The organism is Laceyella tengchongensis, from assembly GCF_900182735.1.
Classification (GTDB): domain Bacteria; phylum Bacillota; class Bacilli; order Thermoactinomycetales; family Thermoactinomycetaceae; genus Laceyella; species Laceyella tengchongensis.
The window spans coordinates 581,988-601,191 of sequence record NZ_FXTU01000002.1; the positions used below are offsets into that span (position 1 = coordinate 581,988).

At 49.4% G+C, this 19,204-nt stretch carries 15 protein-coding genes and 1 other annotated feature; of the genes, 7 read left to right on the plus strand and 8 right to left on the minus strand.

The genetic code is table 11. The features are described 5' to 3' along the window. Positions 1 to 278 precede the first annotated feature (278 nt). The 5 genes from QQZ12_RS06505 (at position 279) to QQZ12_RS06525 (ending at position 4,777) form a co-directional block, all read left to right on the plus strand. Positions 279 to 857, plus strand: a complete 579-nt coding sequence (locus QQZ12_RS06505) for a TetR/AcrR family transcriptional regulator (protein ID WP_102993147.1) — start codon at positions 279 to 281, stop codon at positions 855 to 857. 142 nt (positions 858 to 999) lie between these two features. Then, the gene (locus QQZ12_RS06510) at positions 1,000 to 2,196 is read left to right on the plus strand and encodes a cytochrome P450 (protein ID WP_102993148.1); all 1,197 of its coding nucleotides are present in this window, start codon (positions 1,000 to 1,002) and stop codon (positions 2,194 to 2,196) included. Between the two features lie 274 nt (positions 2,197 to 2,470). Continuing rightward, positions 2,471 to 3,151, plus strand: a complete 681-nt coding sequence (gene trmB, locus QQZ12_RS06515; RefSeq protein WP_284724131.1) for a tRNA (guanosine(46)-N7)-methyltransferase TrmB — start codon at positions 2,471 to 2,473, stop codon at positions 3,149 to 3,151. Between the two features lie 261 nt (positions 3,152 to 3,412). Then, entirely contained in the window at positions 3,413 to 4,015 is a 603-nt protein-coding gene (gene rpsD, locus QQZ12_RS06520; protein ID WP_022736862.1) for a 30S ribosomal protein S4, read from the plus strand. Between the two features lie 351 nt (positions 4,016 to 4,366). Beyond that, a complete protein-coding gene (locus QQZ12_RS06525) occupies positions 4,367 to 4,777 on the plus strand; it encodes an NUDIX hydrolase (protein ID WP_102993150.1) in 411 nt (136 codons plus the stop codon). 68 nt (positions 4,778 to 4,845) lie between these two features. On the opposite strand, the gene QQZ12_RS06530 is transcribed toward QQZ12_RS06525, so the two are convergent. Further along, positions 4,846 to 5,229, minus strand: coding sequence for a hypothetical protein (locus QQZ12_RS06530; protein ID WP_102993151.1), 384 nt, complete (start codon positions 5,227 to 5,229; stop codon positions 4,846 to 4,848). Positions 5,230 to 5,445: 216 nt separating this feature from the next. Next, positions 5,446 to 6,705 (minus strand): tyrosine--tRNA ligase, encoded by a 1,260-nt coding sequence (tyrS, locus tag QQZ12_RS06535; protein WP_102993152.1) that lies wholly within the window; start codon positions 6,703 to 6,705, stop codon positions 5,446 to 5,448. 43 nt (positions 6,706 to 6,748) lie between these two features. Next, positions 6,749 to 6,966: a binding site (T-box leader), on the minus strand. A gap of 81 nt (positions 6,967 to 7,047) precedes the next feature. Here tyrS and QQZ12_RS06540 point away from each other — a divergent pair. Next, positions 7,048 to 9,396, plus strand: coding sequence for a transglycosylase domain-containing protein (locus QQZ12_RS06540; RefSeq protein WP_102993153.1), 2,349 nt, complete (start codon positions 7,048 to 7,050; stop codon positions 9,394 to 9,396). 828 nt (positions 9,397 to 10,224) lie between these two features. Further along, complete coding sequence (locus QQZ12_RS06545) at positions 10,225 to 12,510, plus strand: transglycosylase domain-containing protein (protein WP_102993154.1); 2,286 nt, start codon at positions 10,225 to 10,227, stop codon at positions 12,508 to 12,510. Between the two features lie 41 nt (positions 12,511 to 12,551). On the opposite strand, the gene acsA is transcribed toward QQZ12_RS06545, so the two are convergent. The 6 genes from acsA to QQZ12_RS06575 all read right to left on the minus strand — a co-directional run bounded on the left by acsA (position 12,552) and on the right by QQZ12_RS06575 (position 19,200). Continuing rightward, positions 12,552 to 14,270: an acetate--CoA ligase gene (acsA, locus tag QQZ12_RS06550; RefSeq protein ID WP_284724132.1), complete on the minus strand. Its 1,719-nt coding sequence runs from the start codon at positions 14,268 to 14,270 to the stop codon at positions 12,552 to 12,554. Positions 14,271 to 14,390: 120 nt separating this feature from the next. After that, positions 14,391 to 14,543, minus strand: a complete 153-nt coding sequence (locus QQZ12_RS06555; protein ID WP_022736869.1) for a DUF1540 domain-containing protein — start codon at positions 14,541 to 14,543, stop codon at positions 14,391 to 14,393. Positions 14,544 to 14,602: 59 nt separating this feature from the next. Continuing rightward, on the minus strand, positions 14,603 to 15,319 hold the full coding sequence (locus tag QQZ12_RS06560) for a 5'-methylthioadenosine/adenosylhomocysteine nucleosidase (protein WP_284724133.1): 717 nt from the start codon (positions 15,317 to 15,319) through the stop codon (positions 14,603 to 14,605). 33 nt (positions 15,320 to 15,352) lie between these two features. Continuing rightward, complete coding sequence (gene ccpA / locus QQZ12_RS06565; RefSeq protein ID WP_154986493.1) at positions 15,353 to 16,390, minus strand: catabolite control protein A; 1,038 nt, start codon at positions 16,388 to 16,390, stop codon at positions 15,353 to 15,355. Positions 16,391 to 16,534: 144 nt separating this feature from the next. After that, a complete protein-coding gene (locus QQZ12_RS06570) occupies positions 16,535 to 17,911 on the minus strand; it encodes an SseB family protein (protein ID WP_284724134.1) in 1,377 nt (458 codons plus the stop codon). Positions 17,912 to 18,105: 194 nt separating this feature from the next. Continuing rightward, positions 18,106 to 19,200: a bifunctional 3-deoxy-7-phosphoheptulonate synthase/chorismate mutase gene (locus QQZ12_RS06575; protein ID WP_054095931.1), complete on the minus strand. Its 1,095-nt coding sequence runs from the start codon at positions 19,198 to 19,200 to the stop codon at positions 18,106 to 18,108. Positions 19,201 to 19,204 lie beyond the last annotated feature (4 nt).

Sequence of the window (19,204 nt, forward strand, 5' to 3'; positions counted from 1 at the left end):
ACCAATTGTAAATAATTACCTATTAACTTATAGATAATTTTATTATATGTCCGATTAAAAAATAGTAAATAAAATATAAAGTGACAAATAATATACATAATTTCATGTAGAGACTTGCTTTGTAATATGAACTGTTCCGAAAGTGAGGACAATCAAGTCTTCCCCTCTTCAAATCGTGCATACCTCTTTGTAAAACAGGTACTTGGTTGTTTTCGTTTAAAAATTGTCCGAAAAGTCGATGATTGACTTTTTAGTGAGCGATCGCTTACAATAAAGGTATGAGACGCAAACATATAGACAGCAAACGGGACGAGATTGTGCAAGCCGCCGAGCGATTGTTTGCCCTCAAGGGCATTTCTGAAACATCCGTCCGGGATATAGGGAAAGAAGCGGGTGTTACCGACTCGGCAATTTATAAGCACTTTTCCAGCAAAGACGAGTTAATCAAAGAACTTTTGACACAATATCTGATTCGCTACGCCGAACTCATCGATCGGATCGGAGCAGAGCCCCTTTCCTTCCGGGAACGCTTTGATCAGTTGCTCTTGGCGATTATCGACCAGCATGATGCCAATCCGTTTGGCTTATTGTTGTTGGGGGAGCGCTACCTTTATTTGGTCAGCACCTTGCAGGACAAACGCCTGCCGCTTCATGCCATGAGCGACTTTCTGGATAGCGGCATCAAAAGCGGGGAGCTTCCGCCGCAAGACGTTAAGCTCACATCCACCCTCTTTTTTGGCGCTGTCTTAAATTTGATCCGCATCAACCAAATCGGTTTGGTTCATCCCAAATCTCCAGCCGACTATTTGCAAGAGATTCGGTCACGTTTCTATGGTTTGTTGGGGCTACGCATGTAGCCCTTTTCCCGGGCGTTTTAGTGAGTGATCGCTTACTAAAACGCCCGGGAAGGGGGGATCATAAAACCTTACGTTTGCAATTGCATTTACCTCCATTATCAGGCACCCAGAATCCATACCTATAAAAGGAGAATGGAACCACATGAAAAAACAAATTACCGCCGGTACTTTCTTTATGAAAGAATTGGATTCACCAGAAAAGAGATTGTTTCCTTTTTCTGTATTGAACGAACTGCGTGAAAGTACGCCCGTTCGTTATGACGAAAATCGGCAATGTTGGGATGTTTTCCTCTATGAAGATGTTGATGCGATCCTGCGCAACCATGATCTTTTTTCCTCCGAACGAAAAAGGACAGTCGAACACGATGATATTCTCACCATGGACCCGCCGCGCCACAACCATATGCGCAATCTAGTCAGCAAAGCCTTTTCGCCCAAAGCCATGCAAAATCAGGAGACTAAAATCCGGGAATTGGCCAATGACTTGCTGAGCCAAGTGCTTGATCAAGGTCATATGAACATGATTCACGACTTGGCCGCTCCGTTGCCCGTCATCATTATTGCCGAAATGTTGGGGGTGCCCAAGGAAGACCGTCTCATCTTTAAAGAATGGTCCGACACCGTCGTCAAAGGAGTGAGCGGCGATTCCCAAGAAGAATACGAAGCCGTTGCCGCTGAACATAAGCGAGTAAACCAGGAATTAACTCAATACTTCTTGAGCATGATGGCCAAACGCAGGCAAGAACCGCAAGCAGATTTGATCACGTCTCTTCTGCATGCGGAAATCGATGGGGAAAAACTGACCGACAAAGAGATTGTGGATTTCTGCATCCTCCTGCTCGTTGCCGGCAATGAAACCACCACCAATTTGATTACGCACGGAATCCGCGTGTTGACAGAACAGCCAGAACTGCAATCGACGTTGAAACAAGATCCGGCTTTGATCCCTAGCTTTGTCGAAGAAACATTGCGGTATTACTCGCCCGTGCTGGGACAGGCACGAATCGCCAAACAAGATGCGGAAATCCGCGGTCAGCAAATCCGCCAAGGCGACACCGTAACAGTCTGGCTTGCCGCAGCTAACCGCGATCCACGCAAATTTGCTAAACCTGACCGCTTTAAAGTGGATCGCTCGCCAAATCCCCATCTGTCTTTCGGCAAAGGCATCCACTTTTGCTTGGGTGCTCCCCTGGCCCGTTTGGAAGCGAGAATCGCCTTTGAAACCATTTTGGGACGCATGGCGAACTTGCGTTTGAAAGAAGGGACGAACCTTGTAATCAATCCCGCGCCGTTCCTCTATGGCGTTCACGAATATCCCATTACCTTCGCCCGCGTTTAAAATCAGTTCCAAGGCACATGCATCGACTCCAGCTCTCCTTTGCCACCTCTTCGGTGGCTTTTTTGTTGGCTTGTCTACAATCTGAAACTGTCTTCTAGACAGTTCTGCCTAGACTTTTTCTACTAGGGTATTTCGTCGGATATTTGAAGTTTGTTACTTTGGTCGTCTTTGGATCTCTATGCTCCGACCTTGTCTTGATAAATCTTTTGTTTTCCGTGTTCCGCCCGTTTATAATAAAACACGAAAATACTTGGTAGAATGGTTGAGGCTAACGATGAGATTAAGAAGAAAACCTGAAGCAAAGCAAAAATTGATGGAACATCCCCTTGTCTTCACCCCAACAGAGGACAACAAAGGGCAGATGCAAGGCCAGTGGCGCTCCGTCTTCCCTCATGAAACCCATCCGCTCCATGTAGAGCTTGGCACGGGGAAAGGCCAATTCCTGGCCAAAGCATCGACATTGCGGCCTGATATCAATTGGATCGGGGTGGAACGGATTGAAGAGCCGCTCTTGCAGGCTGTCCGCAAGGGTGAAGCTACCGAGAACACCAACCTCCGCTATGTATGGGCCGATGTGGAAAACTTGACCGACATTTTCGCAACCGGTGAAATTGACCGCATCTATCTGCACTTCAGCGATCCTTGGCCCAAAAAGCGGCATGCCAAGCGTCGCTTAACTTACCGCCGGTTTCTTAATTTATATGAACAAGTGTTGGCGCCGGCCGGCGACCTGATCTTAAAAACGGACAGTGTCTCCCTATTCGACTTCTCGTTGGAAGAATTTCAAGAGCGGGGATGGGAAGTGATCGAAATCAGCCGCGATCTGCACCACAGCCCTTATGCCGCCATCAACATCACCACAGAATACGAAGATAAGTTCTCTTCCCGAGGCATGCCCATTCACTACGTGCGGGTCACTCCGCCCAAAGAGCGGGCCGTAGCTGACGAAAATTAACAGCCGGAACAAGCCGCTGGCACATTGACTTTTCCTAGATTTCCCCTATAATTATTCTTTGTATGGCTCAAACTGCCTCCAAGGGAATTTGAGGATAGCATGCAAACGATAGGTGAGAGGATCACCCTCACTGATTCGCCCCATGAGCACTTCATGGGTGTCCGGCCTTTCGCCGCTATCCGGAAGGCGCGGATAACGTTAGCGAGTCAGCACCCTGTCATTTGCAAGAAACAAATGCAAATGATGAAAGGAGCAATAACAATGGCACGTTACACTGGACCAACATGGAAACTGAGCCGTCGCCTGGGCATCTCTCTTTCCGGCACCGGCAAAGAGTTGGCTAAACGCCCATATGCCCCAGGTCAACACGGACCAGGCCAACGCAAAAAATTAAGTGAGTACGGACTTCAGCTTCAAGAAAAACAAAAACTGCGCCTGATGTACGGCGTGGGCGAAAAACAATTCCGCAACTTGTTTGTGCGCGCAGGCAAAATGAAAGGGATTCATGGTGAAAACTTCATGAAACTCCTGGAATCTCGCCTTGACAACCTCGTTTACCGCGCTGGTTTCGCCCGCACCCGCGCCCAAGCCCGCCAATTGGTGGTGCATGGCCACATCACGGTAAACGGCAAAAAGCTCGACCGTCCGTCTTACCAAGTACAACCTGGCGAAGTGATCGGATTGCGTGAAAAAAGCCGCAATCTGAGCATCATCAAAGAAGCTCTGGAAGAGCGTCAATACCTGCCTGAGTTCATGTCTTTCGATGAGAACAAACTGGAGGCTACCTACAACCGCCTGCCAGAGCGTTCCGAAATGCCATCCGAAATCAACGAAACCATGATCGTTGAGTTCTACTCCCGCTAAGTTGGGGGATTTGATAAAAAAACGGCTGATCCCATGGATCAGCCGTTTTTTCATGGTTACTAAGTGTCAGCGAGGACTATGAATCTTATTTTACATATATTTATCCCTTTCTATATATAACTCATTAGCAATTTTTGTTAAAATATAGATACAGGGGTTCGTTTCTCTTCTCACCACCCCATCCCATCCTCCATCCCTTCATTCCTTTGCCTTACCGTTGTTTCAACATTCAAAAACCTTGTTCGAATCAGATATCGCTTTTTTTGCGCCGTTACCCGGTGCTGAACCCCAATCCCCTTTTTCATACCGATTAGAACGTTTTCCAAAATCCCCAAAGGTTAGGTGATCCCTGTGACACCACCTAAACATATTCTCGCCGCATATGTGCTGATCCTCAACTATGACGCGGAAATCCTGCTTGTCAAACATCCTCAACGCGGTTGGGAGCTTCCCGGTGGTCAAGTAAAAGAGAATGAATCCATCCGCCTTGCCGCCATTCGCGAGGTCAAGGAAGATACCGGGGTCCACATCAAACTCGTCAAATACTGCGGCATATTCCAAAATGTGCGATCGAATATCTGCAACTTGCTATTCATCGGCAAACCTATCGGCGGTCGCATCTCCACCGATAGCGATGAATGCGAAGATGCTGGTTATTTCCCGGTTGAAACAGCGATGCGTCTCGTCACATGGCGCCATATTAAACAACGGATTCTCTACTGTTTAGATGAACGCAAACACCCATTCTTTGTAGAATATTAAGGGTCAGCTCCGCCTTCTGAAGGGCCGGAGGCGGAGCCGGCATGTTTCTCCTAGTAGTTGAGCGTCAGTTAGCAGCCATGCGTTTGGTTTAACACATCCCGTCCCCAACGGTGTCGCGTCTTCAGAAGATGGCGGAGGCACTTGTGATCAGACAGCTTCGCCTCCACATACCGACGCAAGGATTCTTCTACGAACGGCAAGACCCGAAAGTTGCGCTCGTGAAGCCCTGTCTGTACCAATGACAGCATTTCTCGATAAAACGCTACATCCAGCCGACTGTCCCCGCACACACATTCCTCATCCATGTGGGCTTCCATTTTAGCCACCGCTTCCTCCAATTCAGCCTTGATCTCTTCCATCAACTCTTCATGCCAATACTCATGGTGCAACTTCTCCCACACCCGCAGTCCATGATCATGCGATTGCAATCCTTTATCGCTTCGCTTCGCCAAAATAAATCATCCCCATCCTTTTAGACGGAATTTAATCTCACCTACATTATACTGAAAAATAAGAAAAATCGGTAAAAGGATGATGATTTATTTATCCAGATTTGGCACCATGACGCAAGTTTGTCATCACACCGGGACAAACAAGCCGACGGAGGCGACCCTCCATCGGCATGCCGTCCTGGTATCGGGATCGGATTGTACCTACCTTGAATTACGTCAACCCAAGATCACTTTGGCAAACTTTCGCCGGCCCACTTGCACAACCATCCCATCTTGCACTTCCACTTTTGCCTGCGGGTCTGTCACTTTCTCTTGGTTGATACGCACGCCCCCTTGCTGGATCATGCGGCGACCTTCTCCATTGGTGGCCACTAGCCCCAATTTGCTGAGCAAGGCGACAATCCACATCCGTCCATCCTCCAAGTCGGCGGCATTGACCTGCACTTCGGGCATGTCATCCGGCAAGTCACGCTGTTGGAACACGGTCTTGAAGTGGTGCTCAGCTTCTTGCGCCGCTTGTTCGCCGTGGTACATCCGCACCAGCGTGCGACCGAGGCGCATCTTGGCATCCCGCGGGTGGATGGTTCCTTCAGCCAATCCTTGCTTCAGTTCCTCTAACTCCTCCAGCGACAGATCCGTGGCCAGTTCAAAGTATTTCACCATCAGCTCATCTGGGATAGACATCGCCTTGCCGTACATGTTGTTGGGTTCCTCATCCACCCCGATGTAGTTGCCCAAGCTTTTGCTCATCTTCTTCACGCCGTCTAATCCTTCCAACAACGGCATGGTGAGAATCACTTGTTCCTCTTGCGCATATTCTTTTTGTAGTTGGCGCCCCATGAGCAGGTTGAAGGTCTGGTCCGTTCCACCTAACTCGATATCGCTTTTGAGCGCCACCGAGTCGTATCCTTGCATGAGCGGGTAGAAAAATTCATGAATGCTGATCGCTTGCCCACTTTGGTAACGCTTGGAGAAGTCATCTCGCTCCAACATGCGAGCCACCGTGCACTTGGAAGCGAGGAATGTCACATCGGCAAAAGTGAGCGGGCTCAACCAAGAGCTGTTGAAGTGGATTTCCGTCTTGTCCGGGTCCAACACTTTGAACAATTGCTCGGTGTACGTCTTGGCGTTTTCCTTCACTTCCGCTTCCGTCAACTGTTTGCGCGTCTCCGACTTGCCTGTCGGGTCGCCGATTTGGGCCGTGAAATCACCGATAACCAGTTGCACAATGTGGCCCAACTTCTGAAAGTCGCGCAGCTTGTTGAAGACCACCGTGTGGCCGATGTGCAGGTCCGGTGCAGTCGGGTCCAAACCCAATTTAACCTTGAGCGGCTCTCCCGTTTCAATCGAACGGCGCAATTTGGCAATCAATCCTTCTGCTGGAAGGATTTCTGCCGCTCCGCGTTGAATTATCTTCAGTTGTTTCTCCAATTCTGCCTGAACTTCAGGCTTCATCGCTTGCTCTTGCGTACCCATGTTTACCACCAACCTTTTTGAAATATAAAAAACCCCGCCCCCCAAAAGGGACGGAGTTTATTTCCGCGGTACCACCCTAATTGAAAGCACGAATTGGCTTTCCCCTCATTGCATAACGGATCGCTCCGTACGCCGGCGCCCTTAGGCCGGCATCAGCTCCCAAGTGTAATTCATCGATAGCGGTCCACTGGTTCGCACCAACCACCAGCTCTCTGACATGGATTCCATCCATCGACTACTGCGCTTGTTCACAGCTTTTCAATATGTTACCTGACGAGTCAGGGGCTTGTAACATGCGATTATGCTATAATATTACCCTAGAACGAGGAGGGTATCAAGTGAATGGATAAACACCAAATGCGGCGTTCTCGCAAGAGTTCCAATACTCGCATATTCAAGAAAATCCTTGGGGCCCTTTACGTCTTATTCGCCGTCGCACTGATTTTGGTTGCGGCGGGAATCGGAGTCGGGGCGGGGATCGTGTCCGCCATGGTGAAGGATGAGCCGATCCGCACCAAAGAAGATTTTCAAAAGGATTTGGACAGTCTGTTCCAAAACAGCTACGCTTACTTCCAAACCCAAGACGGACAAGGCCAACCCTTGAGAATCGGCGCGTTTCGCAATGGTGGCGACATGCGCAAACTGATTCAATCCAAAAACGATGTGAGCAAGTATCTGGTGGATGCCTTTATCTCCGTCGAAGACCGCGACTTTTACAAGCACAAAGGCGTGGTTCCCCGATCGCTATTACGTGCATCATACCAGCAACTGGCCAAGTCCGAGGTGAGCACCGGCGGAAGCACGATCACGCAACAGCTCGTCAAAAACGTCATCCTGAAAGACTTCGACAAAGACCTCGAGCGGAAGGCGAAAGAAATCATTTTGGCCATCCGGCTCGATGCCATGTATGAAAAAGATGAAATTCTAACTTATTATATGAACTCTGTCTTTTTTGGCAATGGGGCCAACAAACAGCGACTTCATGGCGTACAGGCTGCGGCCAAAGGCTTGTTCAACTTAGACCCCAAAGACTTAAATCTGGCCCAATCCGCCTATATCGCCGGCATGGTGCAACGACCCAATGATTACAACCCCTTTGGGGGCGAAAAAAACCTCACCCGCGGCAAAAAGCGCATGAGGCTCGTGTTGGATAAAATGCTAGAAAACAATAAAATCACCAAAGAAGAATATAATAAAGCTCTAAGCTTTGACATCAAACAATCCCTAGCCAAGCCCAATAAAGAGAGCAACGGCTACACCAACTACTCATACATCATGTACGCTCTGGAAGAGGAAGCAGCCGAAATCCTGATGAAGAAGGACGGCTTGGACATTGAAAAACTGAGTCAGGAAGGGAAATACCTGGCGACTTTGAACCACTACATCGAACAAGTGCTGACGCGCGGCTACCACATCTACAGCACCATCGACAAACCGATGTACGACGCCATCAACGCCGCCGCTAGCAAAGGGCTGACCTTTCACACTCGCACTTACAAAGGAGTGAAAGAGCAAGAACAGCTGGGCGCCGTGGTCTTAGACAACCGCACCGGCTCAGTGCTGGCATTTGTACCCACTTCCAACAACAAAGGGAAGCTAAACCACGCACTTGACGCTTACCGCCAGCCCGGCTCGGCCATCAAGCCGCTCATCGTGTACGGCCCAGCGATGGAAGAAGGGATTATCAGCCCCTCTACCCTCATTCTGGACGAGAAATATCCAAAAGCAGACGGCTCTGGCTATTACGAGAACGCGGCCAACAAATACTACGGCCCCGTGACAGTAACCAAAGCGCTCACGTATTCGTTCAACATCCCGGCCATCAAAACATTTAACAAAATGGGCCACAATGTGGGTTTCGATTACTTACGCAAACTGAACATCCCTCCCCACAAAAATGACACGGAAGCGGCGGCCATCGGTGGGCAATACCGTGGCTACACCGTGGATAAGATCACTGCCGCGTTTGCTACGTTCGCCAATGAAGGGAGATACAATTCCCCTCATCTGATCGCCAAGATCACCGATGCGAACGGCAACACCATCTATGAGCACCAAGCAGAACAAAAACAGGTCTTCTCGCCGCAAACCTCCTACCAGATGATCAAAATGCTGCGCACTGTCGTCACCCAGGGCACCGGGGTCTATATCGGTTCCCGCGTATACGGGTATGACCTTGCCGGCAAAACAGGAACGACCAGCGACGACAAAGACCTGTGGTTCATCGGTTCCACGCCAAACATCACCATCGGCGCCTGGGGCGGGTATGACCATAACTTCCGCATGTCCCATAACGACAAATTCACCAAGCGGGCGTGGGTCAATATCTTTAAAGCCGCTGCAGCTGCCGCACCAGAATACTTTGACAAAAACGCCCGGTTCCAATCGCCCGGCGGCCTAAGAGACAACATCTCCTGCTTGGATTGCGGCGCCATCAACGACTACTTGTCGAAGCAAAAGAAGAAAGAGGAAGAAGAACAGAAGCAGAGAAAGCCAAACCAGCCTGGCGACAATCCCGGTAACGAGCCTGGTAACGAACCTGGCGATGAGCCCGGTGACAACCCTGGCGACAATCCGGGAGACGGCCCCGGTGACAATCCTGGCGACGGACCTGGTGACAATCCCGGTGGCGAACCTGGGGATGGCAATCAAAGACCCACTTTCCCGCCGCGCCCACCCAATCGGGATTGATCCCGCCAAGGCCCGATTAACAAACAACCCTCCACCCGTCAAGGGATGGAGGGTTGTTTGTTTACACTGCAATGCGTAGCGAAAAAACCTTTTCCCAATGAGTGTCAATGCACAAGTAAAGCCGAATAGAAAAACGGTTTTGGAGTCGCTGGCTTATTCATCAGACACGGCACTATTTGTATAACCACTCCCCGCCGATTTCCTGCAAAAAAAGAGTAGATCGGAATCATCAGCTGTACCCGTATGAAACACTGCCCACCAACAGCAAATGACCAAATATGGTATTGATCGTGTCTAGCACATCAAATTAAAAAGAAGCGGCGGAAAAACCTTTTCCCAATGAGCGCCTTGCCACGCATGAAGCGAATAGAAAAACGGTTTTGGAGTCGCTGGCCTATTCATCAGACACGGCACTATTTGTATAACCACTCCCCGCCGATTTCCTGCAAAAAAAGAGTAGATCGGAATCATCAGCTGTACCCGTATGAAACACTGCCCACCAACAGCAAATGACCAAATATGGTATTGATCGTGTCTAGCACATCAAATTAAAAAGAAGCGGCGGAAAAACCTTTTCCCAATGAGCGCCTTGCCACGCATGAAGCGAATAGAAAAACGGTTTTGGAGTCGCTGGCATATTCATCAAACACGCTCTCTTGCTTGTATAACCATCCATCCTCACTATACATTCCCATTCTCTTTATTAATGAATACAAAATCAAAAATCATTGTTTCATCAGAAAAGATATTGTCATAATTTGTATAACACCTAGCATGCATATCCCTGTGATATAATTATCTTCGCATGGAACCAAGGGGGGGCGAAAGATGAAAAAATACCCTTACAATAAACAAAAAGCCAAAGGGAAAAAAAAGTCATTAAAAATAATTGGCAAAGTTCTATATATTAGTTTAGCTACTATTTCTATTATATCCGTTGGCACTGTTGGGGTTGGTGCAGGAGTTGTCTCAGCGCTAACCAAAGACGAAAAAATACGTACCAAATCTGATTTCGACAAAGAATTGTCTGGTTGGTCACAAACTAGTTACGCTTATTTCCGATCTGAAGATGGGAAGCAACCACCTAAACCGATTGGTGCGTTAATCTCCCCTGATGATCGCAAGCTCGTCAAAAAACTGGATGAAGTCACCCCTTATTTGACTGATGCTTTTTTATCAGTCGAAGACCATGAGTTTTATCAACATAAAGGGATCGTTCCTTCATCTCTGATCCGTGCAACTTGGCAACAAGTTTCCGGTAGTGAAGTGACCACAGGCGGTAGTACCATTACACAACAATTAGTGAAAAATGAACTTTTCACCCAAGAAAAATCGTTAGAACGGAAAGCCCTTGAAATTATTAATGCCTTAAGAATTGAAAAATATTACAACAAAGAGCAAATCTTTGTGGCTTACATGAATAGCGTTTACTTTGGCAAAGGTGCTCACGGAAAACACATGTATGGCGTTGTAGCTGCTGCACGCGGGATCTTCAATAAAGACGTCAAAGAGCTCAGTTTGCCACAAGCGGCTTATATTGCTGGGATGGTTCAACGCCCCAATGCATACAATCCATTCCGAGGGGATGACAATATCCGGTTAGGGACAAAACGGATGAAATTGGTTCTGACTAAAATGCTTGAGAACAAAAAAATATCGAAAGCTGACTATGATCAAGCGATTAAATTCGATATTAAAAGCTCCCTAGCCAAACCAACTGATTTTGTGAATCCATTGGAAAAATACCCCTACATCATTACAGCCACAGAAAACGAAGCTGTTGATATTTTGATGGAGCAGGACAAAGCAGAAAAAAACGAAGCAAATATCAAAGAATACCGTGACCGCATCAAAAAAGGTGGTTATAAAATTTATACTACCGTTGATGAGCAACTCTATAATGCTTTGAATGACTCGATCAAAAATATGAATGTCCCAGGAAAATGGAAAAACGGAAAGAAAGTCAAAGAGCAAATTGGGGCAACACTCATTGACAATAAAACCGGTTCCGTACTCGCATTTGTTTCCGGAACCGACTTTAAAGATACGCAACTTGATCACGCTTTTGAAGTAGAACGGCAACCCGGTTCGGCAATCAAACCGCTGTTGGTTTACGGCCCCGCCTTAAACGATGGCATTATCTCCCCTGATTCGATGATTTGGGATGAACCCGTTCCCAAAGGTGACGGTACGATGTACAAAAACGCAAACGGAAAATACAAAAATGGCCCGGTCACAGCGACATATGCCTTGCAATGGTCGTTGAACACTCCGGCGATCAAATTGATCAAAAAACTTGGGGTGCAACACGCTTTCGACTACTTGCGGAAGATGGACATGCCCCCGCATAAATGGGATGGTGAAGCCTCGGCTCTCGGTGGAATGAGCAAAGGATACACGGTGGCTCAAATGACTGCCGCGTTTGCCATGATCGCTAACTCCGGTGTATACAACAAACCTCATCTAATCGAGCGAATTGAAGATTCTTCTGGCAATGTCATTTATGAATTTAGTAAGCAGTTTAAAGAAAAACAAATCTTTAGCCCACAAGCCACATACCAATTGACGCAAATGATGCGGGAAGTTGTACGTGCTGGTACGGCTAGAGTTATCGGTGGACAATTAGGTGGGTACAATATCGCTGGTAAAACGGGAACCACCAGTAATTATGTTGATCTATGGTTTGTAGGCTTTTCTCCCGAGGTGTCACTGGGAGTATGGTCCGGTTACGATCAACATTATAAATACGCACATGAAACGTTCACCAAGCAAGCATGGGCTCGCCTGTTCAAAGCGGCGGCTCAAACCAAGCCAGATCTGATTAAACCGGGTAGCAATTTTAACAATCCAGGCGGATTGACAAGCGGCAAATGTTTTGAATGCGGCCGCGCCGTCCCGAAAACCGATGCGGAACCTGGGAAAGAGCCCGCACAGGGAGAGGGACAACCCCAAGGACAACAACCTCCGGCAGGAGGGACTCCTCCGCAAGGAGATCAACCCAATACGGGACAAACTCCCCAACAGCCAGCTGGAGATCAATCTCCTCAACAGCCAACCGGGGGAGATAACGGACAAAACAACACGCAAAATGGTGGCGGCGAAACGCCGCAATAATAGTAGCACCTTCCCCGTCGAGCCGGGGAAGGTGCTTTTTTTCAATCTTCCATGGTAGACAAATCGCCCGTGGGTAAACCCAACTCCCAGGCTTTCAACACCCGGCGCATGATTTTGCCGCTTCGTGTCTTCGGCAGCTTATCTCTAAACTCAATCTCACGCGGGGCAGCATGAGCGGCCAAACGCGTCTTCACAAATTGGCGGATCTCCTCTTTCAACTCCTCCGAAGGCTCATAGCCCTCCCGCAACGCAATGAACGCTTTGATGACTTCACCCCGGATCGCATCCGGTTTACCAATCACTCCTGCCTCAGCCACGGCATGATGCTCCACCAACTTACTTTCCACTTCAAACGGCCCTACCCGTTCTCCGGATGTATTGATCACATCGTCCAGCCGGCCTTGAAACCAGAAATACCCGTCTTCATCCATGTAGGCGGAGTCGCCTGACACATACCATCCAGGAATGCGGAAATATTCTTGATACTTCTCGGGATTTTTCCAGATCTGGCGCATCATCGACGGCCACGGAGTACGGATCGCCAAATTCCCCATCGTGTACGGTGGCAATTCGTTCCCTTCGTTGTCGATGATCGCCGCGTGAATACCGGGGAAAGGCTTACCCATCGAGCCCGGTTTGATCTCCATCTGCGGGTAGTTGGAGATGAGGATACCACCGGTCTCCGTCATCCACCAGTTGTCATGGATACGCTTGCCGTACGTTTTCAGCCCCCAGCGCACCACTTCGGGGTTCAGTGGTTCACCCACGCTCAGCACGTGCCGTACCGATGAAAGATCATATTTTTTGACGACGCTGTCCCCCGCCGACATCAGCATGCGGAAAGCCGTCGGTGCGCTGTACCAGACCGTTACCTTGTATTTTTCTAATGTCTGATACCAATCATCCGGACTAAACCGGCCGCCGCGTACCACATTGGTCACGCCATTGAGCCACGGCGCAAAAATCCCATAGGAAGTGCCCGTCACCCAGCCCGGATCAGCCGTGCACCAGTAAATGTCGTCATCTTGCAGATCTAGCACCCACTTCCCTGTCTGGTAGTGCTGGATCATGGCATTATGTACATGCAAAACACCTTTGGGTTTCCCTGTAGAACCGGACGTATAATGAATGATCATCGGGTCTTCCCGATCGACCCATTCCATGTCCAAATCGGAGGAAGCTTGACTCATCTCCTCTTCAAAGCTGTAATATCCTTCGACCAGCTCACCCACCGCACCGACCAAAATGATATGTTTTAAATGGGGAAGCGCATCCACCGGCACCCGCTCCAACAAAGAGGGCGTCGTCACCAGCGCGACGGCTTCGCTGTTCTCCAGCCGATCCTTGACGGCCGCTTCCATAAACGCTTCAAACAAAGGCCCGACAATGGCTCCGATTTTGATGGTTCCCAAAACGCTGACATATAACTCTGGAGTGCGCGGCATAAATACAAATACGCGATCCCCTTTACTGACGCCCAACTTGCGCAACACATTGCCGAATTGATTGGATTTTTCCTTTAGTTGCAAAAACGTGTAACGCTCTTCTCGCACAGCGTCACTGTAGATCAAGGCTGTTTTGTTTCCCTTCCCCGCTTCCACATGGCGGTCTATGGCTTCATAGGCGGCGTTCACCTTGCCGGTGTGGTGCCAAGAAAATGCCTGCTCCACTTGTTTCCAATCAAAATGGGACCTCGCCTCTTCATAACGGCTCATATTGTTGCCGGTGGTTTGGACTGGCACGCGTTCTTTATGGGTCATCAAGTCACGCCTCCCTTTGTTTGCAAACGATTTCAGTTTTCATTATTATATCACATGAATAAATATTAGCAATTTACCACAGTAAAATAACCGACGGCTTAGACAGCCGCCGGTTGGAGTTTAATGCTGCGGTTTAAATGTCTTGCAGTCTGTTTCCTTGCTCGTCTCCGCTTCTTCTTTATGGGTGACCACATAGATGGCATCCGCTTTGCACTGGTTGCCTTGTCCCCAATAAGTGCAGTTGCTCACTTCACACAAGACATCTTTTGGCATATAAACTCCCCCTTTCTTAAACCTAATTTGTCCTGGAACAAGGGGGAGTACTCATCCAATTATTTCTGCATCCGCAGGCGCAAAATCGCTTGAATCATGCTAGCCGAACGCTCGGAAGCCAGCTCTGTAAACTCGGCGAAATTTACATCAGCCGTGTGATCAGCGCGGTCGGACATAGAGCGGATCACCACATATGGCACATCGGCCAGATGGCACACATGGGCGACGGCAGCCCCTTCCATCTCTACACAAGCCCCGTCAAACTGCTCTCGCAACTCCCGCACTTTGCCGGCATCAGAGATGAATTGATCACCAGACAGGACTTTGCCCGTCAATACCTTGACACCGGAAATACTGTGGCCTGCTTCGACCGCCCAAGCGACGAGCTGCTCGTCGGCTGGGAAGATCGACACGTCTTGGAATGGCACAGTCCCTCTCGGAAAACCGACCGGGCTGGCATCAATATCATGCTGTTGACAAGCGGTGGAAACGACGATATCCCCAATGTCCAAATCGGGATGCAAAGCACCCGCGACTCCAGTAAACAGCACGGCATCTACTTGAAAATAGTCGATCAGCGTTTGTGTGCACACGGCGGCATTCACTTTGCCCACGCCGGATTTGCAGAGAACCACAGGTGTGTCACACAGCTTCCCCGAGTAATAAGTGACACGGTAACGCTCCTGCTCTTGAACATCCTCCATGGCGTTTAGCAATGCTTTAATCTCCTCATCCATGGCGCCGATGACGCCGATGATTTCTTTGTTGTCTTTCATCTGTTCATCCCTCTTCTCCCCGGGCCGATCCGCTTAGCGCTCATCTTCCCATTCTTTCAGTTTGGTGGAGTTTCTCAGCTCCATGCTGTATTGCAGGTATACTTGTCCACTTTCTACTTGCTCGTCATTCATATACTTGGTCAACAAGCGCATCGCAACCGCGCCGATGTCATACATAGGCACGCTGACCGTAGAAAGCAACGGGCGCACCTGAGAGGAAAGCGGGATATTCTCAAAGCCGATAACGGATACATCCTCCGGCACGCGCTTACCTAAATCCTGCACAGCGTGGATCGCCCCTACCGCCATCTCATCGCTGACCGCAAACACCGCGCTCACTCCCGGCTGGCTCTCAAGCAGACTCTTCATCGCCTCATAACCGGAACGGTAACGGTAATCGCCCAACCGCACCAACGCTTCATCAAACGAAGTTTCGCTTTCTTCGATCGCTTCTTTGTAACCCACATAGCGCGGGTATCCATTCACCGAATCAGTCAGCGGCCCGCCGATGAAGGCGATTTGTTCATGCCCCTCATGAACGAGGATGGTGGTCGCTTCTTTGGCTGCTTGGATTTGGTCAATCGTCACGTAGGGGAGTTCTCTTCTTTCGTCGCGCGTGGCGGCCAATACCACCGGCACCGTACTAGCGGCGAAAATTTCGCGGTGGGAGTCGGTGATTTCACCGCCTAAGAACAGAAGTCCGTCCACCTGCTTCTCCAACAACGCCTCAACCAGTTGGATTTCTTTCTCTTTTTTCATATCGGAATTGCTTAGAATGATATTGTAATGATACATGGTGGCAATGTCTTCGATCCCGCGGGTCAACTCCGCATAAAAGGTGTTGGAGATATCCGGGATCACCACGCCAACCGTGGTCGTCTTTTTGCTGGCCAGGCCCCGCGCCACCGCGTTGGGCCGGTATCCCAACTGCCGAATGACATCCAGCACCTTTTTGCGGGTCACTGGTTTCACATTAGGGTTTCCGTTCACCACGCGGGAAACGGTCGCCATCGATACGCCCGCTTCCCTGGCCACATCATAAATGGTTATCGTCTCTTTTTTCTTTACCATATTTATCCATTCACATCCAGTTCAATCAAATTTCATGATCTGCCAGTCCATCTTGGCCTTATGCCAACGATCATGGCCGCACAATTATTTTTTCCAGACATGAGAAAAGCAACCACACTTTTGTCCATGTCCTCACGGCGTTGCTCAGATCGTTTCATTGCGCAACTGGGACATCAGTTGCAACACATATGGCAGGGTGTCGCCCATGATACTCGTCCACGCTTCCGGCGATCCCCGGTTGATCCAGACAATCGGGGTACGGGGGGCCAACGCTTTGTACAGCTTTTTGGTCGAGATCAAGCGAGGGACCATCGGCGGTAAGTGCGGATTTTTTTGCCGCGCTTCCGCAATCAGCCGCTCCGCATGACGGGCGGAAGTGAAAAAGTCGACAATTGGGCTATGATCCTGTCCGGCCAAAATCACCATATTGCCGTCTGGGTCAACAACGACCCAGATTCGGCGCAATTCCGCCATTGCCCGGCACACTTCCCAACCGTTGCCCATCCCTTGCCCTTCGATGGTCGCCTTTTCTAATTTTTTCAGCCCTTGCGCCACATCCGGATCTATCGGCCGCTCTGATCCCTGAGCTGCTCCCTGCGGCGGCATCACCGGTTGCGGCGATTCCGTCGCTTTTGGAGTCACTTCAGGAATGGGCGGAGTCATCGGCGTTTGTGGTGCTAGATGATCCACCAACGGCACTTCTTCCTGCCGGGACTCCACCGCTTGGGATGAATGGGGTTCCACCGGATGGTCGTCAACTGGTGTCACTTCTTCTTGGGGCGTTGCCGCAACCTGGGAGGAGCCGCTGTCAAAAGCGATCATAAACGGATGTTCCACGACGCTCTCGTCAATGATGCCGTGTTGGCTACCAAAACGGATCGTTTCCATATGCTTGCTGGTCAACAAAGCTTGCTCCGGCAAGCTAAAGTGGAAAAACAAGGACGACGTACCCAACTCCTCACACCGATCCCAGATGACGGACCATGGGTGTTGCACAGGTTGCCCACCTGATTTCCGGGTCACATACTCCGCATCTTGCTCGGAGGCGTAAACGGCGATCGTATACGACTCAGGCTGGTACTCCACCATCAACATGTTCTGATCCATGGTTGGCACCCAGGGCCCGGTCATTTGTGAAAACTGTTGGGCGGCATACTCTTGGATCATCTGCAAAACATGTTGCTTGGTCAGGAACAGCCGTGACGGGAGTCCGGGGTTAAATAAAATCCCTTGTGCATCCGATCGATAGGCCTTAATCAGAAACGAAAGCGCGGGTTCTTCGGTCATCCGCACATGTTCCGGTTCATTCACTTTAACATTGCGCGCCGCTTCCAAATCGGTAAAGGTCACGATGAAGCGGCTGTTGGGTTCATTTCCCCGCGCCAGAAACGGCGTTTCCCCCGCTTCGCCGTGATTGTACAAAACAATCAACCGCGGCAGGCGTGTAGCAAAAAATTGATACAACTGCTCTGGTGTAACACGATTGGCACTGGCCAATTCCAAACATTCGCGTACATTCAACGAAGCTTCCTCCCCCTACAAAACAAGTCCAACTCATTTATTTGCAAAGGCCTCGCAATTATCTACTATGGCAAGCGTTAAAGTAATATCCCTTGTAACATCATAACAAATTATAAGCAAAAAAAGCGAACCGACGATAGGTCTGTTCGCTTTTTCACCAAAAAGTACTGCTTTGGATATATTTTTATGTCATGTTAACGCACGGTCACTTGTTTTTGATCTAGCAAACCGGAAGCGCGCAAGTCTTTGATAAAAGTGTCGAAAGTGGGGATGTCGATCTGCTGTTTGGCGTCCGACAAAGCAACTGCCGGATTTGGATGCACTTCCAGCATGATGCCATCAGCCCCCGCTGCCAAAGCCGCCCGCGCACATGGCAACAAAATATCCCGTCTGCCCGTGGAATGTGTGATGTCGACCAACACCGGCAAATGGCTCTCGTTTTTCAAAATCGGTACAGCCGAGATGTCTAATGTGTTGCGCGTAGCTTTCTCATAGGTGCGGATGCCGCGCTCACACAAAATAACTTGATGGTTACCACCCGACAAAATATATTCGGCAGCAAACAAGAATTCCTCGATCGTCGCAGACAATCCTCGCTTCAACAAGACCGGAGTGCGAACCGCCCCCGCCGCCTTCAACAGCTCAAAGTTCTGCATATTACGGGCACCGATTTGGATCACGTCTACATATTGTTCAGCCATCTCCATGTCACTCGGGTTGACGATTTCACTGACAATCTTCAAACCGAATTGGTCAGCGGCTTTGCGCAAAATCTTCAATCCTTCTTCCCCTAACCCTTGGAAGTCGTAAGGGGAAGTGCGTGGTTTGAATGCACCGCCGCGCATCAGTTCGATGCCTTGTTCTTTCAAAGCTCGGGCTACTTCAAACACTTGCTCTTCTGATTCCACGGAGCAGGGCCCAGCCACCACTTGGGGCTTCACCGCCCCCACCAAGGTGCCTTTGATGTCTACCACCGTGTCGGTCGCCTGTTTTTCGCGGCTGACAAGGAGGGTTTTCTTTTGGCTTGTTTGTTGCAAGTCCAAAGATGCCTTGAAGATCTGTTTGAACAGGTAACGCACGGTGTTGTCGGTAAACGGCCCTTCGTTGTGTTGAACAAGCGTTTCCAACATGGCCCGCTCCCGCTCCGGATCAAATTTGTTAATGCCTTGCTTTTGTTTCACTTCACCGATTTGCTTCGCTAGTTCCGCTCGTTCGTTTAACAGTCGCAACAGTTTCAAATTGACTTCATCCAGCTTTTGTCGCAATGCGTCTAATTGATTCTCTCTCACTCTT

What these genes read in the sequence shown, in the direction of transcription:
- QQZ12_RS06560 (WP_284724133.1), bottom strand. Translation starts at nt 15,319, where the DNA reads ATGAAAGACAACAAAGAAATCATCGGCGTCATCGGCGCCATGGATGAG.
- acsA (WP_284724132.1), bottom strand. Translation starts at nt 14,270, where the DNA reads ATGACCCATAAAGAACGCGTGCCAGTCCAAACCACCGGCAACAATATG.
- QQZ12_RS06505 (WP_102993147.1), top strand. Translation starts at nt 279, where the DNA reads ATGAGACGCAAACATATAGACAGCAAACGGGACGAGATTGTGCAAGCC.
- ccpA (WP_154986493.1), bottom strand. Translation starts at nt 16,390, where the DNA reads ATGGTAAAGAAAAAAGAGACGATAACCATTTATGATGTGGCCAGGGAA.
- rpsD (WP_022736862.1), top strand. Translation starts at nt 3,413, where the DNA reads ATGGCACGTTACACTGGACCAACATGGAAACTGAGCCGTCGCCTGGGC.
- QQZ12_RS06555 (WP_022736869.1), bottom strand. Translation starts at nt 14,543, where the DNA reads ATGCCAAAAGATGTCTTGTGTGAAGTGAGCAACTGCACTTATTGGGGA.
- QQZ12_RS06540 (WP_102993153.1), top strand. Translation starts at nt 7,048, where the DNA reads ATGGATAAACACCAAATGCGGCGTTCTCGCAAGAGTTCCAATACTCGC.
- trmB (WP_284724131.1), top strand. Translation starts at nt 2,471, where the DNA reads ATGAGATTAAGAAGAAAACCTGAAGCAAAGCAAAAATTGATGGAACAT.
- QQZ12_RS06545 (WP_102993154.1), top strand. Translation starts at nt 10,225, where the DNA reads ATGAAAAAATACCCTTACAATAAACAAAAAGCCAAAGGGAAAAAAAAG.
- QQZ12_RS06510 (WP_102993148.1), top strand. Translation starts at nt 1,000, where the DNA reads ATGAAAAAACAAATTACCGCCGGTACTTTCTTTATGAAAGAATTGGAT.
- tyrS (WP_102993152.1), bottom strand. Translation starts at nt 6,705, where the DNA reads ATGGGTACGCAAGAGCAAGCGATGAAGCCTGAAGTTCAGGCAGAATTG.